Annotated in this window: 9 protein-coding genes and 1 riboswitch; of the genes, 7 read left to right on the plus strand and 2 right to left on the minus strand. The window is 35.4% G+C overall.

Annotated elements, in window-relative coordinates:
- Window positions 1–375: 375 nt before the first annotated feature.
- A riboswitch (cyclic di-GMP riboswitch) is annotated at window positions 376–461 on the plus strand.
- A 253-nt stretch (window positions 462–714) separates the two neighbouring features.
- Window positions 715–6,093 carry a diguanylate cyclase gene (locus TY11_RS12910; protein ID WP_042146791.1) on the plus strand — a complete coding sequence of 1,793 codons (5,379 nt, stop codon included), beginning with the start codon at window positions 715–717 and terminating at the stop codon, window positions 6,091–6,093.
- A gap of 385 nt (window positions 6,094–6,478) precedes the next feature.
- Complete coding sequence (locus TY11_RS12915; protein ID WP_042146793.1) at window positions 6,479–11,836, plus strand: diguanylate cyclase; 5,358 nt, start codon at window positions 6,479–6,481, stop codon at window positions 11,834–11,836.
- A gap of 234 nt (window positions 11,837–12,070) precedes the next feature.
- On the opposite strand, the gene TY11_RS12920 is transcribed toward TY11_RS12915, so the two are convergent.
- The gene (locus TY11_RS12920) at window positions 12,071–13,315 is read right to left on the minus strand and encodes a TraB/GumN family protein (RefSeq protein WP_197025093.1); all 1,245 of its coding nucleotides are present in this window, start codon (window positions 13,313–13,315) and stop codon (window positions 12,071–12,073) included.
- A 210-nt stretch (window positions 13,316–13,525) separates the two neighbouring features.
- Here TY11_RS12920 and TY11_RS12925 point away from each other — a divergent pair, with 210 nt between their 5' ends.
- From TY11_RS12925 to cbpA, 3 genes are all read left to right on the plus strand, one after another.
- Entirely contained in the window at window positions 13,526–14,443 is a 918-nt protein-coding gene (locus TY11_RS12925; RefSeq protein ID WP_081755917.1) for a DMT family transporter, read from the plus strand.
- 362 nt (window positions 14,444–14,805) lie between these two features.
- The gene (locus TY11_RS12930; protein WP_042146799.1) at window positions 14,806–15,315 is read left to right on the plus strand and encodes a hypothetical protein; all 510 of its coding nucleotides are present in this window, start codon (window positions 14,806–14,808) and stop codon (window positions 15,313–15,315) included.
- A 223-nt stretch (window positions 15,316–15,538) separates the two neighbouring features.
- Window positions 15,539–16,165 carry a cyclic di-AMP binding protein CbpA gene (cbpA, locus tag TY11_RS12935; protein WP_042146801.1) on the plus strand — a complete coding sequence of 209 codons (627 nt, stop codon included), beginning with the start codon at window positions 15,539–15,541 and terminating at the stop codon, window positions 16,163–16,165.
- A gap of 82 nt (window positions 16,166–16,247) precedes the next feature.
- Here the strand turns inward: cbpA and TY11_RS12940 are convergent, their stop codons facing one another.
- Entirely contained in the window at window positions 16,248–16,640 is a 393-nt protein-coding gene (locus TY11_RS12940; protein WP_042146803.1) for an RNase H family protein, read from the minus strand.
- A 168-nt stretch (window positions 16,641–16,808) separates the two neighbouring features.
- Here TY11_RS12940 and TY11_RS12945 point away from each other — a divergent pair, with 168 nt between their 5' ends.
- Window positions 16,809–18,416 (plus strand): amidohydrolase, encoded by a 1,608-nt coding sequence (locus TY11_RS12945; protein WP_042146806.1) that lies wholly within the window; start codon window positions 16,809–16,811, stop codon window positions 18,414–18,416.
- Between the two features lie 27 nt (window positions 18,417–18,443).
- On the plus strand, window positions 18,444–19,916 hold the full coding sequence (locus TY11_RS12950; protein WP_042146807.1) for an alanine/glycine:cation symporter family protein: 1,473 nt from the start codon (window positions 18,444–18,446) through the stop codon (window positions 19,914–19,916).
- Window positions 19,917–20,007: the final 91 nt, after the last annotated feature.

The raw sequence follows: 20,007 nt of genomic DNA on the forward strand, positions 1-20,007 counted from the left end.
AGAGGTGATGTGCCAGAAAAGGGGAAGCATGGCCCCGAAGCAGAAGACCATGTTCCCGAAAGGTGCAAGCGTGCGCCCAAAGCAGAAAACCATACTCCCAAAGAGAGAAAGCATGCTCCCAAAGTAGAAGACCATACTCTCGAAAAGAGAAACCATGTACCCATAGTAATAGACCATAACCACCAAAAAACATCCCCAAAACCATACCTAAAAAAATATGTTTCAAATCTTCCAAATGTGGGTAATACAATCTGAGATAATATTAAATCTACTAAATTTTTTGAAAGAAACGGAAATTTGTTCTCTTAAATTATTGAATTATCTTAAGATTGGTGTAGAATAGGTAATAAGTAATAGTAATTAAATACTGGAAAATTTGAAAAAAGGCAAACTATTCGAAAGGGTAGGACGCAAAGCTTAGGGTCTAAAGTACAAGTGACTATGATCGCCTGGTTACCAAATTTTATTTTGGCTATTCATGTATATGAATAGCCATTTTTATTTTCGTAGGATTATAATGTACCTCTTCGTCTTACATATGGGTGAATTTACTTATTTATGAATACTAAATCTTTTAATATCTGAATTTTTATATATAAGGAATACGAATATATTAATGTTCAAGAGTAGTTCTGCTAAAGCAAGTTAGGTACAAGATTTGATTATATGAAACATCTGTCAGATGGGGCATGATTTTTCGCAGGAGTGAAGGAAATGGAGATCATCAATAACAGATATAGGCTAAAAGAACTATTATATCAAAAAAAGCATGTTACCGTATATTTGGCATTTGATATGCGAAATGATAATAAAGTTGTTCTATTAAACTTGTTAAATTCAGAGTATTTGCCTAAGTCGTTGATTGATTTTTATGTCAGTCGTTTTATTGAAATTAAGGGATTAACTAGTAATAGTATCGTTCGGAACTATAATTTTAACACGGTTTCATCTATCGATAATAAGCTTCAGTCAGAGCCACAGTATTTTTATACATCGGAATATATTACTGGTAAGAAAAAGCTGTTTGATGTAACGGAAAAGATGAATTTTAAGCAACTAATAGATTGTTTTGTGGAGATTTGTACGGCAGTTCATTACCTGCATTTGAAGGGGTTTATTCATGGTGCCTTAAATCGTAATGCTGTTTTTGTTAACAAACGTAATGAAGGGTTTCATATTTTAATTGAAGATGTTGCAACCGTACAAATGGAAAGAAAGACACATACAGAGCAAGTGGAAGATGCAGCCTATAAATCTCCAAAAGTTTTAGCTGGGAGAATGGAAGACGCGGAATCAGATATTTATTCTTTAGGTGTTATATTATTGGCAATGTTAACCAAGCATCCCTCCCTTGATAACCCTAAGGAAGAACTAACATCTTTTATGACAAATACTTTAGACTCGGATGTTCTGAAAGTTATCCCCATCCTTAACAAGTTACTAGATACAGATAGTGACCACACATATACGAATTTATATGATTTAATTATCGAACTTAATGAGGCACTAGAAACGAATTACTCGATTGTGAGAAAGGAAGAATTTGATGGGCTTAATTTACATACAAAGCTTGTTGGTAGAGATGCCCATATACAGAATATACTAAGAGCATATGACAAGATGATTTCCTACCAGCCTGGAAAACGAATATTCTATGTTCAAGGCGCAAATGGAATTGGGAAGACACGTTTTCTTCAGGAGGTAAACTTTTTATTAGATTTAAGCAAGGCAAGTGTATATGCAAGCTATAGCTTAAATAGTATTTCAGATGATAGTAAGAAAATGTGGGTGGATATATTAAGGGAATTAATCATGGAAACCAATAGTCAAACGGTTGAAAAATACAACACCGAACTAATGAAATACTTCCCGGAATTAATGGATAAAAACTATGCTACGACGATGAATTATTCGAATGAGCAAAACACGAAATATCGCTTGCTTAATAGAATTGCAGGGTTTATTAGTGAGAGTATCCAAGATCGTCCGACAGCATTTATTATTGATAATATTCACCTTGCAGATGATTTTACTATCGATACATTTAACTATTTGTGTACAGAAGTATTAGAGAATACGAATTTAACGTTAATTTTCTCTTGTGAAGACAGTGATGTTTCCCATAATTCAGTTGCCTCTGATTTTATTAAAAATATGAAAAAAAGGATGGATTCGGAAACCATTCGTTTGGATTTGTTGGATGAGGAACAAACGGGCGAAATGATTCAGAGCATATTATCAATATCTTTCCCACCGAGAAATATTTCAAGAAGAATCTATTCCCAGTCTTACGGAAATCCACTGTTTATTACTGAAATCATGAAGGACTTATATAGCCGCCAGATTATTTATGTTGGTGAGGATACTGGTAGATGGCAAATAGATTTGCCAGAAGAAAGTAATTATAACACTTTAGATCTCCCTAATAGTGTTGAACATGCGCTTGTTAACCAGTTGAAGGATTTACATCCAGTTAGTTTGGAGATTTTGATGACGATTTCTATTTTTCCAAAGCCGGTTTCCTTAAGGATGATGGAAGAATTTTTACCAACTTCAGAGAAATTAGAGAATAGTGTGGAAGATTTGGTAAAAAAAGGAGTATTACAGCGCTTAATCGGTGATAACTCTTATTTGTATGATTTCCGTAGTAAAGTATTGAAAAATATTGTTTATGATAAAATCCAGCCAGAAAGAAGACTAGCTTATCATCAGTTGGCTGCTTCTATTGTAGAAGATCGTATTGATGTCTCACACGCCATGAATCTGGATGATTTAATTTTTCAGTTTGTTCGGTCGGAAAATCATGAAAAAGCAAAAATATATTACCTTGAAAATGCAAAGAAGATGCAAGTAGCTAGGAATACGAGAGAGCAAATTGAGAATTTGAAAAACGCGCTTCAACATACCATGCTACCTAAAGAAAGAACAGGACTTTATCTTGAAATTGGGGCCTTGTTATCGGATGCAGGAGATTTTACAGTAGCACTTGAATACTTGGAGGAAGCAGAACGTCTCGCAACAGAAGACAATCATAGTCGGCATAAAATCAGTGCTTATGTAAATTTAGCAAATGCATTTGTACTATTACATTACAAAGAAAAAGTACTAGAGTATATTGCTAAAGCCGAGAAAGAGATGTTGCAAAGTCCTAATGAAGAGGCACGTCTCGAGATTAAAAGAATCCAAGCATTACTAATTGTGGAAGAGAATCAGATCTTAGAAGCTGCTGATATGTTCTTGGAGATTATTGAGGAATGTGGGGACCGCTTCAATAAAATCAAAGGTAATACTTACCGTACCCTAGGATTTATTTATGTTCATACTGGTAGAGCTGATAAGGCTTTAGAGGCATACCATAAATCAGTAAATCTGCTGGAAGAAATTGATTATTCGAGAGGTGCGTTATTATCTTTAAACAATATAGGGGCCGTATATGCTGAAATTTATGAAGATCTAGATAAGGCAATGGAGTACCACTTACAAGTTAAACATTTAAGTGAGGAATATGGCATATTTACAAGTGAAGTATACGCACTCATCAATATTGCAGAATCTTATCTTAATAAATATGATTTTGATACAGCATATGACCATTTTAGCCATGCCTTGACAAAGGCTGAGCGTTACAATATGCCAATGGAAAAATACATGCTCCTTAACTTTTTAACAAAAGTAAGTTTAGAAATGAATAATTATCCGGAAGCTCTTGAATTATACCGACAGTTGAAAAAGGACATAAAGGATAATCCAAATAAAGGGTTTGATATTGGAGACTATTATGAAACTAGTGCGATGTTGTATCAATTACTTGGTAACTATGAAAAAGCAGATTATTATAATCAAAAAACAATCCAGTTTCATAGTGAGCATGAGAATATACTGAAATATACTGCTACAGTACATGTGTTAATTAATCAATTACAACATGATAATATTTCGGAGTTCTTGACAAGTCAAATCTTAGAGATTTCGGAAAAGATTACTAATAAATCTACCAATATTGAAAGCTTGTGTCAGGCAATCCATCATCTTTGTGAGAAAGGTGATTACGTGCTGGCGAACCGATTAATTACTAAGGTGCAGCAGTATATTCAGGAAGATACACCGAAACGGCTAAAGGCTATTTATCTTCATGCAAAAGGCACCATCGAATTTCATTTGAATCCAAATCACACAATTGGCTACTTAGAGGAAAGTTTAGACTTAGCTAAAAAGTCGAGAAATAAGGAACTTATTGCTCGAATTCAAGCAGATCTGGGAAATGCTTATTATGCATCAAAAAAGTATTACGAAGCTGCTAATTATTATTTAGAAAGCAGTGAAGGAATTAAGTTCTTAATCAGCCAAATACCTAATGAATATAAGTTAGATTATTTTAATGGACGAAAATTCTCCAAGGAGTTTTATCGGTTATCGGAAATAAGAGGTTCTATTTCGTCACTTGACTTAGACGAAGAGTTCTTACCTGAAGAGATAACGTCAATTGAAGACTTACAAGCACTACTACATGCTAATCAGGTAGATACCTTTATTAACAACCAAGAATTTATGCAATATGTGAGTAGTCAATATATGGAAAAGCTTTCAGGGAGAAATTTCCACATAGAAGATTTCTTCTTTCAGCATCTTGATACGGATGTTAATAGGAATTTAGATTCCATTGGTAAATTCCTTTCTGGTAAATTGCTAGCAACTAAGGGGTATATACTAGCAGAAGAAAAAGGACAAGAATTAACCGTTCTCTCTTCCATAGATGGAAACTTCAAAGCACCTGAAAATGCAGCTATATTTAATCGGGTACGATCGACCATGAAGCCAGTTCTATTATCAAAATGGGCGAATGAGGAAAAAGGAGACCATCACTTTTTATTGGATGAATTAAAGGGAGTTATGTGTATTCCTATTATTAAAAAGCTAGAATCACAAGTTTACTTTGGTGATAGCAATCAAATTCTCGGTTTTATCTACTTAGAAACAGATAAGATTGTCAATAATTTTAATGAGCATGGTTTAGAAAAGTGTATGGAAATGGTAAATTTCTTAGTATTACTATTAGAAAAACGTCAATTAACCATTACCGCATCAATTGATAAATTAACCGGTACCTTAACTAGAAAATATCTAGAAGATGCTTTGCAAAATACGCTTGACTTCTCAAGAAAAAGCGGCAAAGAATTCAGTATTATCATGTTTGATTTAGATAAGTTTAAAGGTGTTAATGACCGTTATGGACATCAAATTGGAGACCGAATCCTAAGAGATGTTTCACAGATAATAATCGATCATCTTGACCATACAAGTATGGTTGGACGTTTTGGTGGGGAGGAGTTTATCATCGTTCTTCCTTCTGTACAACTAGAGGATGCTAAACGTATAGCGGAATCGCTTCGTAAGACGGTCCAAGGTCAAAGACTACTGGGTGATAAGCATGAAGTAACCTTGAGTATGGGGCTTGCTTCATACCCTGAACAGGGACAGACAGTTAGAGAACTTATTTTGAAGGCAGACCAGGCATTATATGTTGCCAAAGAAAATGGCCGGAATAACTCGCAAGTATGGCATAAGGACTTTGAGAATAAAGTGAAGCCAGCCAATAAATTAACAGGAATTGTATCAGGGGACGAGATTAGAGACGCACGAAACGTATTAGCACTGGTAGAACTTATTCAATTAACGAATAAGAATCTATCAATAGAGGATAAACTCTATCATTTCCTAGGTAGAATGATTGAAATTATTGAGGCACAGTATGGATATATCTTAATTTCAGATGGCCAATCAATTATTGATACATTTGGTAGGAAATCCCAAGAAGAAGATTGGGTAGACAAGTTTACTTACAACGAGGAAATTGTCAATACCGTTATCACGGATCGACTTGGTTTATATACGATTGATTGGGAAGAATCAGAGAAAATTAATACCGTAAATGGGTTACCGGATTGGGATTCGATTATTACTGTACCAATCATTTCAAACGGTTGGGTAAAAGGAGTAATCTATCTTTCTGTACCTGCTAGATTAAAAGAATTTGGCGCAGATGAGCTTAATGTGCTAAATGTGTATAGTGAATTAGCGGCAAATATTATATAATGAAATTACTAACAGTTTGAATTGTTAGACTATTATTTGCTAATTGGGCATTAATAATTAGTTAACACCTAGGAAAGGTAGCAAAGAGAACTAGTCCAATGTGCAGGACATAGGAGTCTAGGATATCAAATATTTTGCCAGGCTGCCAAATTACTGATGATTACAACTAACGAGATTTTTGGCTATTCGTTCTTACGAATAGCCTGTTTTTTTATAGGATTATATTAATATGAGGAAAAGTTGTAAAAGATTGTTGTGTATATATGAAAAGTGGATTTTTTACCCACTGTACGGCCCCAATACACGGAAACCGAAATGTGTTCGGGCCGTGGGCTAAGAAGAGTTCAAAACATACCAACCATTAAACGAGGAAGAGGTGATATCCGTGGAAATTATTAATAATCGCTATCGACTTATCGATCTCCTAAATCAAGATAAATTTGTGTCAACATACACTGTTGTAGATATACTGAGAGATAACCGCATTATCAAACTAAATCTATTAAATTCGGAATACACACCAAAACCGTTGGTTGATTTTTTTGCTAAGAGATTTATATCGATAAAGAACTTAAGTCAAAAACAGATTTCTAAGAACTATGAATTTGGTGTGGTCTCTTTCATAGATAATAGAGCTCACACAGATAAAATCTATTATTTTACATCAGAATATAACGAAAAGATGGAAGACTTTGAAGACTATATACAGAAACTAGAATTAGATGAAATCATTGAACGCTTTATTGAGCTTTGTTCACTCATAGATTATATCCATATGAATGGATTTGTTTATGGTTCTCTAAATCCACAAGCAATTCAAGTGGTAGATTTAGGTGAAGAGGTAATCCTAAAGCTCAAGGATCTCGCAACTATTACGTTAGAAAAATATAGTCGTCATGAATTGGAAGATTCTTATTTTCAATCGCCTAACGTATTAGCAGGAAACGAGGTCAGCAAGGAATCCGATATGTACTCACTTGGCATGATGTTGCTTGCGATGATTCAATGTAAACCAGTTATAACCAACCCGAAAATAGAATTAGAAAAGCTTGAAGAAGAGCTAAATACTTATAGCTTTAATGATCAGCTATTATTAAAAAAAGTACTTCCAATTGTAGGGAAATTACTTATGCCACAAGAGAAGTTTCCATATGAAAATGTACAAGCAATTATAGATGAGCTTGGTAAGGGGCTTGGTAGAAACTTTTCTACTATTGATAAAGGGGAAATTGAAAAGCTCCATTTTGATACCGAAATTGTTGGAAGAGATGTAGAAATAGAGATTATATTAAGAAACGTTGAATCCATGATTGGTTATAATCCAAGTAAGCGAATTTTTTTCATACAAGGCGATAATGGAATTGGAAAAACGCGCCTTTTGCAGGAGATTAATTTTTTGTTAGCGTTACACAAGGTTCATGCTTTCGCAAGCTTTCAGTTAGAAAGCTCGGATAGTAGAAATCTATGGATTGATATTTTACAAAAGATCATTAGTCTAACAGATGAGCGTGTACTCAGGAAATATCACGCTGAATTAGTTAAGTATCTACCGGAGCTAGAAAGAAAAGAGAGAACAACACCCATCGAATTTTTACTGGATGGAAACAATAAATACAGATTATTAAATAGAATTGCTTCATTTATAAATGAAAGTCTTCAGGGGAAAACAGCAGTATTTATCATTGACGATCTTCATTTAGCTGATACCTTTACTATGGATTTAATCAACTATTTGAGTACGAATGTGTTACATCAAAATAACCTAATGTTTATTTTATCTGGAGAGGTAAGAGATGATAGTGATAACTACGTATTTTTAAATAGTCTAGAATTTCTTAAAAAGAGAACCGATTCGAGTGTGATTCGATTAAATCCGTTATCGAAAGAACAATCAGCGGAATTGATTAAGCATATTTTGTCTTTATCCTATCAACCGCTCAAACTTACGGAGAGGATATTTTCACGTTCATATGGGAATCCGTTGTTTATTCATGAAGTATTGAAGGATTTGTATAGCCGTAAGCTATTACATGTTTCCCCTGAAAATGGTATGTGGAGTATTCTGTTGCCTTCAAACGATTATAATTCACTTCAGGTTCCAGAAAGTATCGAACAAGCCTTGTTAAATCAGTTGCGGGATTTAACAAATGAAAGCCTGGATATACTTAAAACAGTGGCCGTTTTTAATAAGCCTGTATCTGTCCGTGCAATTTGTTATGTTCTTGAAAAGGAAGAAAGGATTCTTACTGAAGAACTTCAAGAATTACTTCGAAAAGGTATTCTTCAGGAACTTGTTTCAGATTACGGCTATTTATTTGAATTTGATAATAAGGTATTGAAGCGGATTGTTTATAATGGAATCGATACGGAAGTAAAAAAAGCGATGCACAACCAGATTGGAATATTTCTTGAGAAAAATAGAGAAAGTAAAATAGAAGAGCTAATTTTTCATTATGAGGGTGCGGAGAACAAGGAAAAAAGTATTAAGTATTATCTGGAAATTGCTCATCAATTACATAAACAGCATGAAATAAAGACAGAGATTCAGTATCTTGAAAAGGCAGTTGCCATGATAGATGATGCAATAGATAAAACTAATTTGCACATGAAAATCAGTGATTTATGTCTGGAAGTAAATCTACCTGAAAAGGCATTGAAATACTTAAATAGAGCATTAGACCTTGCAACAGAAAAAAATCATCAGGAAAATATATTAGCCATTTATCTTGCGCTAGGTAATCTACATGCAACATTATACCAGGCAGAACAGGTAAAGGTGTTTTTACAGAAGGTTGAAAAGCACTTCCCTGTAATTAAAGATTTAGAGTCCAGATTGGAATTTAATCGACTTCAAGCCTTCTTGTTAGGATTAGAGAATCAAATCGATGAAGCAGCGGAAATTTTACACAGCATCATTGAGGAAAGTGGAGATGAGTTTCCACGTATTACTGGTAATGCTTATTTATTACTTGGGTTTACTAGTGTACAGCATAATCGTGTCGAAGAAGCAATTGACTATTATCTCCTGGCCATGAATTTGCATGGTGAAGCTGGGTATATGAAAGGATATTTAGGTGCAGTTAATAATATTGGCGTTATATATCAAGCCTTTATGGATGAATTAGACACTGCAATGAACTATTTTATCAAGGTTCGAGACTTGAGTGAGGAATACGGTATTTTTGAAACGGAGATTCGCGCATTATCCAGTATAGGTAATATCTATGCCAATGCTCATAATTTTCAAGAGGCATATAAGCATTTTAAACATGCTTTGCAAAAGGCAGAAATTGGCGGATCTAATTGGGTAATGTATCATCTGTACAATTTGATGTGTCATGCTAGTGCAGAAATGGGTAATTATTCAAATGCTATCAGTTATTATGAGCGAGTTATTGACCTTTACGAGAAAGGTGATCTTAGCGACTTGCAGACGTTTGACTTTCATAATACAAGCATGAATCTTTATCAATTGATAGGAAACTTTGAACTGGCAAATGAATTTAGTGATAAGGTTGTAGCATTTAATCAAGGTAGAGATAATATTTATTCCTATTCTGCAAAGATTTATAAAAACATTAATATGTTAAGAGATGCTCAGGAAAATCAATTTGAACATTTAATTTCTGAGATACTAGAATTAGTGGAAAAAATTCCGAGAGAACAGTTTAATGTTAAGGCATTAATGATGGCAGCAACTGTATTAAGTAAACGAGGAAGACATACTTACACGAAGCCCCTTATTCAAAAACTAGAAAACTATCTTTCTGACCAAACACCTGATACGTTATGGGCAGGCTACTATTATCTACTTGGAATGAAGGAAAATTCATCCGAATCAATGTTGTATTTAACTCGTGGGTTAGAATCTGCAAAAAAAGCAAGGCATTGCGAAATGGTCGGAAAGATATTGCTGTTATTAGGAGATTATGCTTTTCAAGAAAATAAATTATACAGTGCTGCACATTATTATTTAGAAGGCACTGAAATCGCAAAAAGTATTGTGAAAGCTCTCCCCGAAGAATATCAACTATTATTTGTGAATAACCATCATTTTGCCAGAGGTTTTATTAGATTAGAGCGGATTTATTTGTGGTTAATGGGAGATCAAATCTCCTTTGTAACTAGAGATGTTTCGGGTAGTTCTATTTTAACCAAGGAAAAACTTGACCAAATTTTAGATCATGACTATATGAGTGGTTTTATTGAACACCAAGATTTTATACGATATATAAGCAATCAACATATGACTAAACTATCTAAGGATATTCAAAGCTCAAACGACATCCTTAAAAATGTAACGGCAAATACATTGAAAAATATCAATATGTTACTTAAGTTCTTCGCAGGTGTGACAATTGCAACGAGGGGACTCATTATTACGGAAAATCATGGCGAGTTAACTGTTCTGAGTTCGACAGATGATAATGATAAACTTCCTACCAGTCGATATATACTCAACCGTGCTGGAGATACAAAGGAAGTTTTCTTGGTGGATGATAAAGATAAGCTTGTTGATGTAAACCTGTTGTCAGAGGATTTGCATGGAGCTTTATGTATTCCCATTTTACAGAAGCAAGGAATTACTAATAAGCTGGACAGCATTCTTGGATATGTCTACTTAGAGACGGACATGTTTGTTCATAATTTTAACGAATTAGGGTTAGAGAAATGTAATGAGCTGATGGGATTATTAGCTTCAATGCTAGAAAAACATCAGTTGAAATTGTCCGCAACAATTGATAAATTAACTGGTGCGCTAACGCGGAAGTATTTGGACGATGCTCTAGAATCTAATGTTAAATTCTCTAAGGATTCTGGGGAGTCTTTAAGTATTATCATGTTTGATTTAGATCGATTTAAACTGGTAAATGACCGCTATGGACACCAGGTTGGGGACACGGTGTTACGTAAGGTATCTTATGTTGTCATGGAAACCCTAGAAGAAAACCATATTCTTGGGCGTTACGGTGGGGAAGAATTCATTATCATTTTACCTACTGTTGGGCAAGGAGAGGCTTTGGAACTTGGGAATGTTATACGGAAAAAGGTAACGTCTCAAAGATTTTTGGGAGATAAGTTTGAAATAACCATAAGTATGGGAATTGCTACTTTTCCAGACCATGGTCAACATGTTAGAGAACTAATTGACAAAGTTGATCAAGCGTTATATATGGCAAAAGAAACTGGTAGAAATAATGCAAAGGTTTGGAATAGGGACTTTATCACCAAATCTAAGCCGCAAAATAAGCTCTCGGGTATTTTAACGGGTGATGATATTAGGGATTCACGTAATGTGCTGGCAATGGTAGAGCTTATCCAGTTAAATAATAGCCAATTAACACTGGAAGATAAACTCTATCAATTTTTAGGTAGGATTATCGAGATAAGTGAAGCACAAAATGGCTATATCTTACTTTATCATGCGAATGGTCAAAAGTATTATGGTAGAAAAGCGCAGCATAAGGATTGGTTACAGGACTTTCTGGTAGATGAAGAGATACTAAATTCTGTGTTATTAGAAGAGCGTGGACTTTATACAATCAATTGGGATGCGACAGATAAGATTAACAGGATTAATGGGTTACCGGATTGGGATTCTATATTAAGTGTTCCAATTATGGTTGAAGGTAGTGTTCGAGGGGCTATTTATCTTTCATCTCCGACAAGAGTCAAGGAGTTTGGCGCGGATGACCTTAATATGTTGAATGTGTATAGTAATTTATTGTCTGGAATGATTTAAAAGAGGAACTACAATAAGTATACTAGTAAGAAAATCTAACTTTTGGTTATTTAGTGTAAATACAAGCTCCGGAAATATACTAAGCTATTACTACAAAGCACATGGGCGACAGCTACTCGAAAAAACCATCGCGGTGTCTTCTTTACCGCGGATCTCATCAATAGTATATTTCCGGAGCTAAAGTAGTGTAATATTCGTTTTTTAAGGTAATCAGTTTATTGCGAGCACTTTTCTTTATAACACCTGTTCTACAGTATACCCTTTTTCTTCCAGTATGGACCTTATATGTGGTTCTAGTAATAGATGGAGACTGCCCACGATAACAAAGTATGTGTCCCCGCTATCTTCTTCTAAGAAGTTGGCAATTTGTTCGGCCATGTTATAATTTCGGTTGTCGTTGAGTGCTTTCATGTAAGCTTGTTCTTCAGGTGTTGGTTCTACACCTTCAACAGTTAAATATTCTAGAAGTTTATCTGGATCTCCTTCCAAATACAGGTTAAACATATCTTCCATTTGACTTTCGAATTCTTCAATCTCTATTAATGACTCTTCCAGCATTTCTGACTGAAATTCAGGTGTTGTATCAGCAAAAATAGATAGTTGTTCTTCTACTGTTTCTAATCCAATTACTTGTTTTTGATCCTCTTCTGCACGATCTAAAAAGTAAAAGTCTACCCCATCAATAAACCCGAGCTCTTCAGTCATTAAATTTTGTATTAAAGTAGAGTGGAACCATGGCTCATAGTCTGCAAACATTGTAATGGAATATCCAAGATTTGAATAGGTATTCACTAAATTATCGTAGACTTCTGGTGAAAGATGGTCTTGGATGGTACTACCATCTGAATAGGTTGCTAACTCCATGGTCATGGCCTGCATTTCTAGCATATTAATATTGTTCATATCAATTTCGGGAACAATAACATCTGCCTCAGCATATGCCTTTTCAATTTTTCGGTTTAACGGATAGAATTCATCGTTTGCAATATGTATTGTACCCTGTAAATAGACGGTGGTATCCCCGTTTTCTACTTTCCAAAGAAACCCGCCTGGTCCATCTGCCGTTCCCCGTACTTCGACTTCTACTTTTGTCAATACGACAATGTTTTTGGCTTCTAGTTTTTCGATGATTTCAGTCTCATAGGGATTCCCACCGATATTAACTTCTTCTAAACGTTCCAATCCCTCTAATGGGGAAAAGTTTGAGATTTTATTGTTTTGTAGATTAAGAGTTTTTATATGATCAAGATATTCAATTCCATCGATGGATTTAATCCGTTGCCCAGATAAATCCAATTCAGTAATTTTGTTTAAATCTTCTGGTAAAATATCTCCATCAGGCAAACTAAGCTCCTCGCGAATCACTTGCTCCAGTTGGTAATCAGAGAAATATACGACTTCCGTATTTTTGTTTAGTTGGCAGGAAGACAGAAATAAAAGCGTCACTATCAGTAAACCATTACGTAAGACACATCTCAAAAAAACTCCCCCAATGTTGTTAATATTAACAGTATTTTCCACCACTATAGCAACTCAAACTAAAAATGGCAAGGGTGCCTGTCACTAATCGAAATAGGTAGAACCATGTCGAATTGATTTTAGAAACTATATTTTGTTATCTTGCTAGGTTGATAATTTTGGCGTATGATATTCTTTTGTATGTAAGTTTCATTACAGGAGATGGACGTTTTGAAAGATTTATTTCAAAAAAAGTGGTCTGTGGTAATTATTGCGGTGTTCTGTTCGATATTATGGGGTAGTGCTTTTCCAGTTTTAAAGGTGAGTTATGAGGAGCTGCAAATGGCGCCAAATGACGTCATTGCGAAAATTGTTTTTGCAGGGGCTCGTTTCTCTCTCGCTGGACTAATAGTTCTTCTTTTTATAATGGCGAAAAACGGGAAACGGATATTGGTTACCAAAAGACAGTTTTTCATATTAATTCTTTTAGGTGTTGTTCAAACATCTTTACAATACTTTTTCTTTTACAATGGACTAGCCAACGTATCTGGGATGCAAGGTGCTATCCTGAGTTCAGCTAGTACTTTCTTTACGGTTATCCTTGCGCACTTCTATTACCGGAGTGATCGAATGAGCTGGAGGAAAACAATAGGTCTCCTTGCTGGGTTTATGGGAATTGTCATTGCCAATTGGGGGCAAGAGTTGAAGCTATCTTTTCAATGGGACGGGGAAGGATATATGATACTTTCTGGTTTAACTGCAGCTATTGCAACGATAATGGCGAAAGAGCTTGCTACTGGAATTCATCCTGTTACAATTACCGGTTGGCAATTAACCCTAGGTGGAGTCATTATGTTAATAGTTGGGTTACCATTATTGGATGAAGGAGCGATAACATTCACACCAATTGGTTGGGGATTGTTTATCTATTCAGCATTACTCTCATCGATTGCCTTTACTCTTTGGTATTCATTACTAAAGTATAATAATGCAGGTGAACTTAGTATATACAAGTTTATTGTACCAGTTTCAGGAACAGTAATGTCTGCTATGTTTATTCCGGGTGAGAGTTTGAACTTATTTATATACTTGGCCATCGCTTTCGTAGCGTTAGGCATTATTGTTGTAAATTATCATGGGAAAACATAACGTGATGTCTGAGTAATAAGAGGTGTCCTTTACTTAGTGGAGGATATCTCTTGTTAAAATGAATTATTTGGACGAGAAACTCTCTGGTTAATTTATTTTGCAAATTATATTAGTCCCAAGCTACATTTAATTTGAAATTTTATAAAAATGATTCGTTAGCACTAATTATTTTCCATAAAATGGTAGTTTTATAGACTTTGATTCCCTACTTCAAGTGTCCTATTTGGTAACAAAAAGTTACTATTGTTGTCCCGATATAAGGCTTTGTACCTAATTAAAATGGATTAGAAAATTGCATGTAATTGACAGTTTGTAGATTTGATTTAAAATGGCTAGGAGTACATAAATAAAGGGGAAAAGACATGAAGAAAAAAATATTACTTTTACTAGTTGGTTTAGCATTAATGGTTGTTCTTGCAGCATGTAGCTCACCAGAGGCAGATGAGGTGTTAGACTACCATAATGCGATGGTGGATGAAATCAATCCTAAATTAGAACAAATTGATGGACTTTATACGAAAATTGATACTGTAGAAACAGACCAGGAAGCGCTTGAAGTGTATGATAATGAACTACTTCCATTACTTACAGAAATAAAGGAATACTATGACTCACAATCATTAGAATATGATGTTGCGAAAGAATATCATTCTCTACATGTAGAGTTAGCAAATGCAATGTATGATGCAGTTATAAAAGAGAAAGAATTTGTTGAAGCTTTTCTTGATGAAAGCAAGTCTGAAGAGGATCTTTTAGCACTTGAGGCAGAATTAGTCGAATTAAATACAATTGCAGGGGAAAAAGATAAAGCTGTTTCAGACCATTGGGAATCATTAAGAGAAGAATATGATTTTATTGAGGAAGAAGAATAGAATCATATAACGAAGAGTTAGGGATAATATTTCTCATTGATTGAGGTTTACTTAAAGAAAGCGAGACTGCTAGAAGCTATTTTACACGTATTAGCCTCTAGCAGTCTTTTTTTAGTAAAATTTTGTCGAAGTATCCATGTTGCTATTTAACTGGTAATATAGGAAAATAGAGGTAAGGGATAAGGCTTAGTAATCCCAAGAATACTATCATGGAGGGATAAATATGCTAGTAAAAAATGATTATGTGAACAAAAAAGAAGTTGTCCATGTAAGGGAAAATGATAGCTTAGAATCCGTGATGAATACTATTGAAGAATCAGGTTATCGCTGTATTCCAGTTCTTAATGAGACTGGGGAGAAGTATGTTGGCAATATTTATAAAGTCGATTTACTAGAGTATGAAATTGATCATTCTATGGTCGGTACATTATCGGAGTTAATTACTGACCGTGAAGGTTACATAAGGGAAGATGCCCCATTCTTCAAAGTATTCTCATCGATAAAGCAGTTACCGTATCTAGCCGTTGTAAGTGACTCCATGGACTTTTTAGGGATACTAACAAATGGTAACGTTATTCAAGTGTTAGAAAATGCATGGGGAGTCCATAATGGAAGCTACTCCTTTACAATTGGAACGATTGAATATTCAGGTGCATTACAGAAAATGTTGAAGGTCGTGAACAAACATTGTAACGTGCAAAGTGTTATTTCCTTAAATAATAACTCCAATTACGTCAGAAGGGTTTGCATCGTGCTTCCTGAAAATGTAGATGAAGCACTAGCTGAGAAAATAAAAGTTGATCTTGATAAGAATAACTTTACAGTGACAGATGTGGAGAAATTGAATTAGTTGGAAAAAGCTACTGAATAGAATGTTATTCAGTAGCTTTTTTGTGGTTTAGCATTCGACAAATTTCGGGAAGTAACAGGACCTAGTGTTGTTCTTGTATTGCTTTTCGGGCTAGTCGGTCGGCGTTTCCATTTTCTTTCTCTGGTATCCACTTGATGAAGAAGTATGGAAACTTTGTCGTTTTTTCGCGAATGATTTCTAATAATGGGAGGAAGATTTTATTTTTGGTAAAATCATTGTCAACGACACTCACCACTGTTTGGGAATCAGAGCGAAAGGATAGGATTTCATTTGGGAATTTTTCTTCACAGACTTCAAGTGCTTTAATCACTGCATGAAACTCAGCTTCGTGATTCGACATTTCACAAAGTGGAAAGCTAAATTCAAACTGTTTACCATGTGCTTTTATATAAATGCCAACTCCGCTTATGCCTGGATTACCTTTGGATGCTCCATCTGTGTAGACCTCGATCAAAATAACTCTCTCCTTAGAACAAAAAAATATTAGTTAAATAGTATCATAATAGCATATTTTGTCCACAAGATTAGATTGACTATATTTAGAATATTTTGTATATTAATAAAAATAGTAAAAAATGTAATGGTTCTCAGAACTAGAAGCAAAGATAAAGGGGATAGAAGCATGAGAAAAATATTTACAAATGGTGACTTTTATACTTTTGATCCAATAAAGCCAAAGGTTGAGGCGGTTGTAGTAGAAAACGGTAGATTTATTGATAGTGGTTCTCACGAAGAAATCATGACGTACTGGAAAGGATTAAATACAGAGGTAGTAAATCTTGAAGGGAAGACCGTTACCCCTGGTTTAGTAGATAGTCACCTCCATATGTCAGCGATTGCGATAAATTTATTACATGTTGATGTAACAGGAATAACCTCAAAGGAAGAAATGCTATATAAAATAAAATCGAAAGCAATGACATTACTTCCTGGTGAATGGTTACTTGGAAGAGGTTGGGATGAAAATCTATTTACGGATGGTGGAATTCCGACTATCTCCGAGTTAGATTATGTTGCTCCTCATAATCCATTATTTATCCCTAGAGTTTGTGGGCATGCTGCGCTTGTTAATCGTAAAGCTTTAGAGGTTAGTGGGTACCATACAGAAATGAGCATCCCTCAGGGGGGAGCAATTGTTGTTGATGACATGACAAAACAGCCAACCGGACTAATACTAGAATCTGCTTCAGAGATTTTCAAACAATTTATCCCAGAATATTCCCTTGAGGATTTAAAAGGGGCATTGAGAAAGACCATTCAGGATGCGATGCAAAAAGGATTGACTAGTGTCCATACGAATGACCCTGGCTTTTTAGGAGGCCTACATAATACATATAAGCTGTTTGATGAATTATTAAATCAAGAGCAGCTTGGACTACGTTCTAATCTATTAATCGACCATGAGTATTTGAATGATTTAAAAGAATCGGGGATGTATACAGGTTTTGGGAATGAGACATTACAAATAGGCGCAGTAAAGCTTTTTGCAGATGGTGCTTTTGGGAGAAGGACAGCGCTACTATCGGAGCCATATCATGATGAACCTAATGAATATGGGGAGGCAATGTATTCGAATGAGGAATTATATGACATCATTCGAAAAGCGCGTGAATTATCGATGCCCATTGCAGTTCATACAATTGGAGATCAAGCATTAGAAAATGTCTTGAATCAATTAGATAAATTTCCAACGGTAGGTTATCGTGATCGATTGATTCATGTTCAAGCATTACGAAAAGAATTAATTCCAAGATTAGCAGTTCCAAGTAGAATTGCTGATATCCAGCCAAGATTTGTTGTTGGAGATTTCCCATGGGTGGAAGAGCGACTTGGCCCTGAAAGACTTCCACTTGCCTATGCGTGGAAAACATTAATCAACTCCAATGTGATTTGTGCAGGTGGTTCTGATTCACCTGTTGAGCAGATGGATCCATTGCTTGGTATACATGCAGCGGTAACCCGTAAGGCACCCGGAGATACCCATAAAGGATGGAATATAACAGAAAAATTAACGATGCAAGAAGCATTTAAGTTATTTACCAAAATGGGAGCATACCCTACAAATGAAGAGACAATAAAAGGAACAATTTCTCGTGGCAAGCTAGCGGATATGACGGTTTATTCGCAGAATCCTTTTGAGTTGGAGGACCCGGATGAGCTTTTAAATACTGTCATAGAAATGACGATTATAGGAGGGGATATTAAGTACATTAAAAGCACCTCGGCATAACGCAATTAAATAAGGGAGGGAAAGCTTTTGGGGGATTTTTTAGAGAAGGTCGTTGGCTTTTTATGGGGATTACCACTTATTATTACGATTTTATTTGTAGGGGTTTATTTTACGGTAGCTACGAAGTTTTTCCAATTCGTTCATTTACCGCATATTCTGAAGTCCACTTTTGGGAGGATATTTAAAAAACAAGATACAGACGAGAAATCGAAAGGTATCTTGTCCTCCTTTGAGGCTGTGAGTACAGCGGTTGGTGGTTCTGTAGGTGTAGGGAATATTGGCGGTGTTGCTACGGCAATTGCAGTTGGGGGACCTGGGGCAGTATTTTGGATGTGGTTATGTGCGCTTCTAGGGATGATTATTAAAACGGTTGAGGTAACCCTATCCGTGCATTATCGGAATACGGATGAAAATGGGGATCCATATGGTGGGCCGACCTACTATATGGAGAAGGGTCTTGGTGAGGAAAAGAATTTTAAGCTATGGATGATACCGGCTATTATATTTGGTTTTGGTATTTTTGGTACATTCTTTTTCACGCTACAAAACTATACCATTTCAGAGGCTGTTAGTTCAACATTTGGTGTTGGGATGATTCCAGCTTCGATTGGTTTAACCGTTGTCATCTATTATATTATTTATGGTGGAATTAAGCACATCGGTAAAATCGCTACGAGAATTGTACCTTTCATGGTGTTATTCTTTATAGCATCTGGTCTTTTTATTATCTTCACCAACTTAGGGGAAGTTGGGAATGCATTTGGCATGATATTCTCAGGTGCTTTTGGTGGAACTGCTGCGGTTGGTGGCTTTACGGGCGCGGTAGTTGCTCAAGTAATTCAAATGGGAATGGCACGTTCGGTTTATAGTAATGAAGCTGGCTGGGGTACGTCACCAATGGTACATTCGACTGCAAAAGTTGATCATCCTGTAAAACAGGGGATATGGGGTGCGTTTGAGGTCTTTGTTGATACCATTATCGTTTGTTCCATTACAGCTCTTACTATTATTATTACTGGGGTATGGTCATCAGGACTGTCTGGTGCAGAATTGACACTTACTGCTTTTGAAGTTGGAATTGGAGAAATTGGACGGTATATTATTGCAATTTCGGTAGTGTTATTTGGTGTAACCACTACAACAGGCTGGTATATTTATTACGAAATTCTATTACGACACTTGTTTAAAAAAAGCGATACAAAAATCAAACGTGCGATTTTAACCTTCTTTACGTGGTTTTATCCGGTACCGGGTATGGCAATGGTAATTTACGCTGTAAGTGTTGGAATGCCGGGTCAGGCAGTCTGGTATTTTGCAGATATTACTTCAGCAATCCCAACGTTTATTAACGTGGTTGTCATACTATTGTTGAGTAAACGTTTCTTAGTATTGTTGAAGGATTATAAAGCTCGGTATATGGGGATAGGTGAAATTAACCCGAATGTCTTTTTATTTTATGAAGACAAGAGGCCACAACCAAAGGATACGAAAGCTATGTAGAGGGGATATCCAAAAGAGGGGATATCCCCTCTTTTTCTTAATTTGTATATGAATAGTTTTTGAAAACTTGGTAGAATTCTAGAAATCTGAT

Origin of the sequence: Paucisalibacillus algeriensis (assembly GCF_000577245.1) — a bacterium.
Classification (GTDB): Bacteria; Bacillota; Bacilli; order Bacillales; family Amphibacillaceae; genus Ornithinibacillus.

What these genes read in the sequence shown, in the direction of transcription:
- cbpA (WP_042146801.1), top strand. Translation starts at nt 15,539, where the DNA reads ATGCTAGTAAAAAATGATTATGTGAACAAAAAAGAAGTTGTCCATGTA.
- TY11_RS12930 (WP_042146799.1), top strand. Translation starts at nt 14,806, where the DNA reads ATGAAGAAAAAAATATTACTTTTACTAGTTGGTTTAGCATTAATGGTT.
- TY11_RS12945 (WP_042146806.1), top strand. Translation starts at nt 16,809, where the DNA reads ATGAGAAAAATATTTACAAATGGTGACTTTTATACTTTTGATCCAATA.
- TY11_RS12910 (WP_042146791.1), top strand. Translation starts at nt 715, where the DNA reads ATGGAGATCATCAATAACAGATATAGGCTAAAAGAACTATTATATCAA.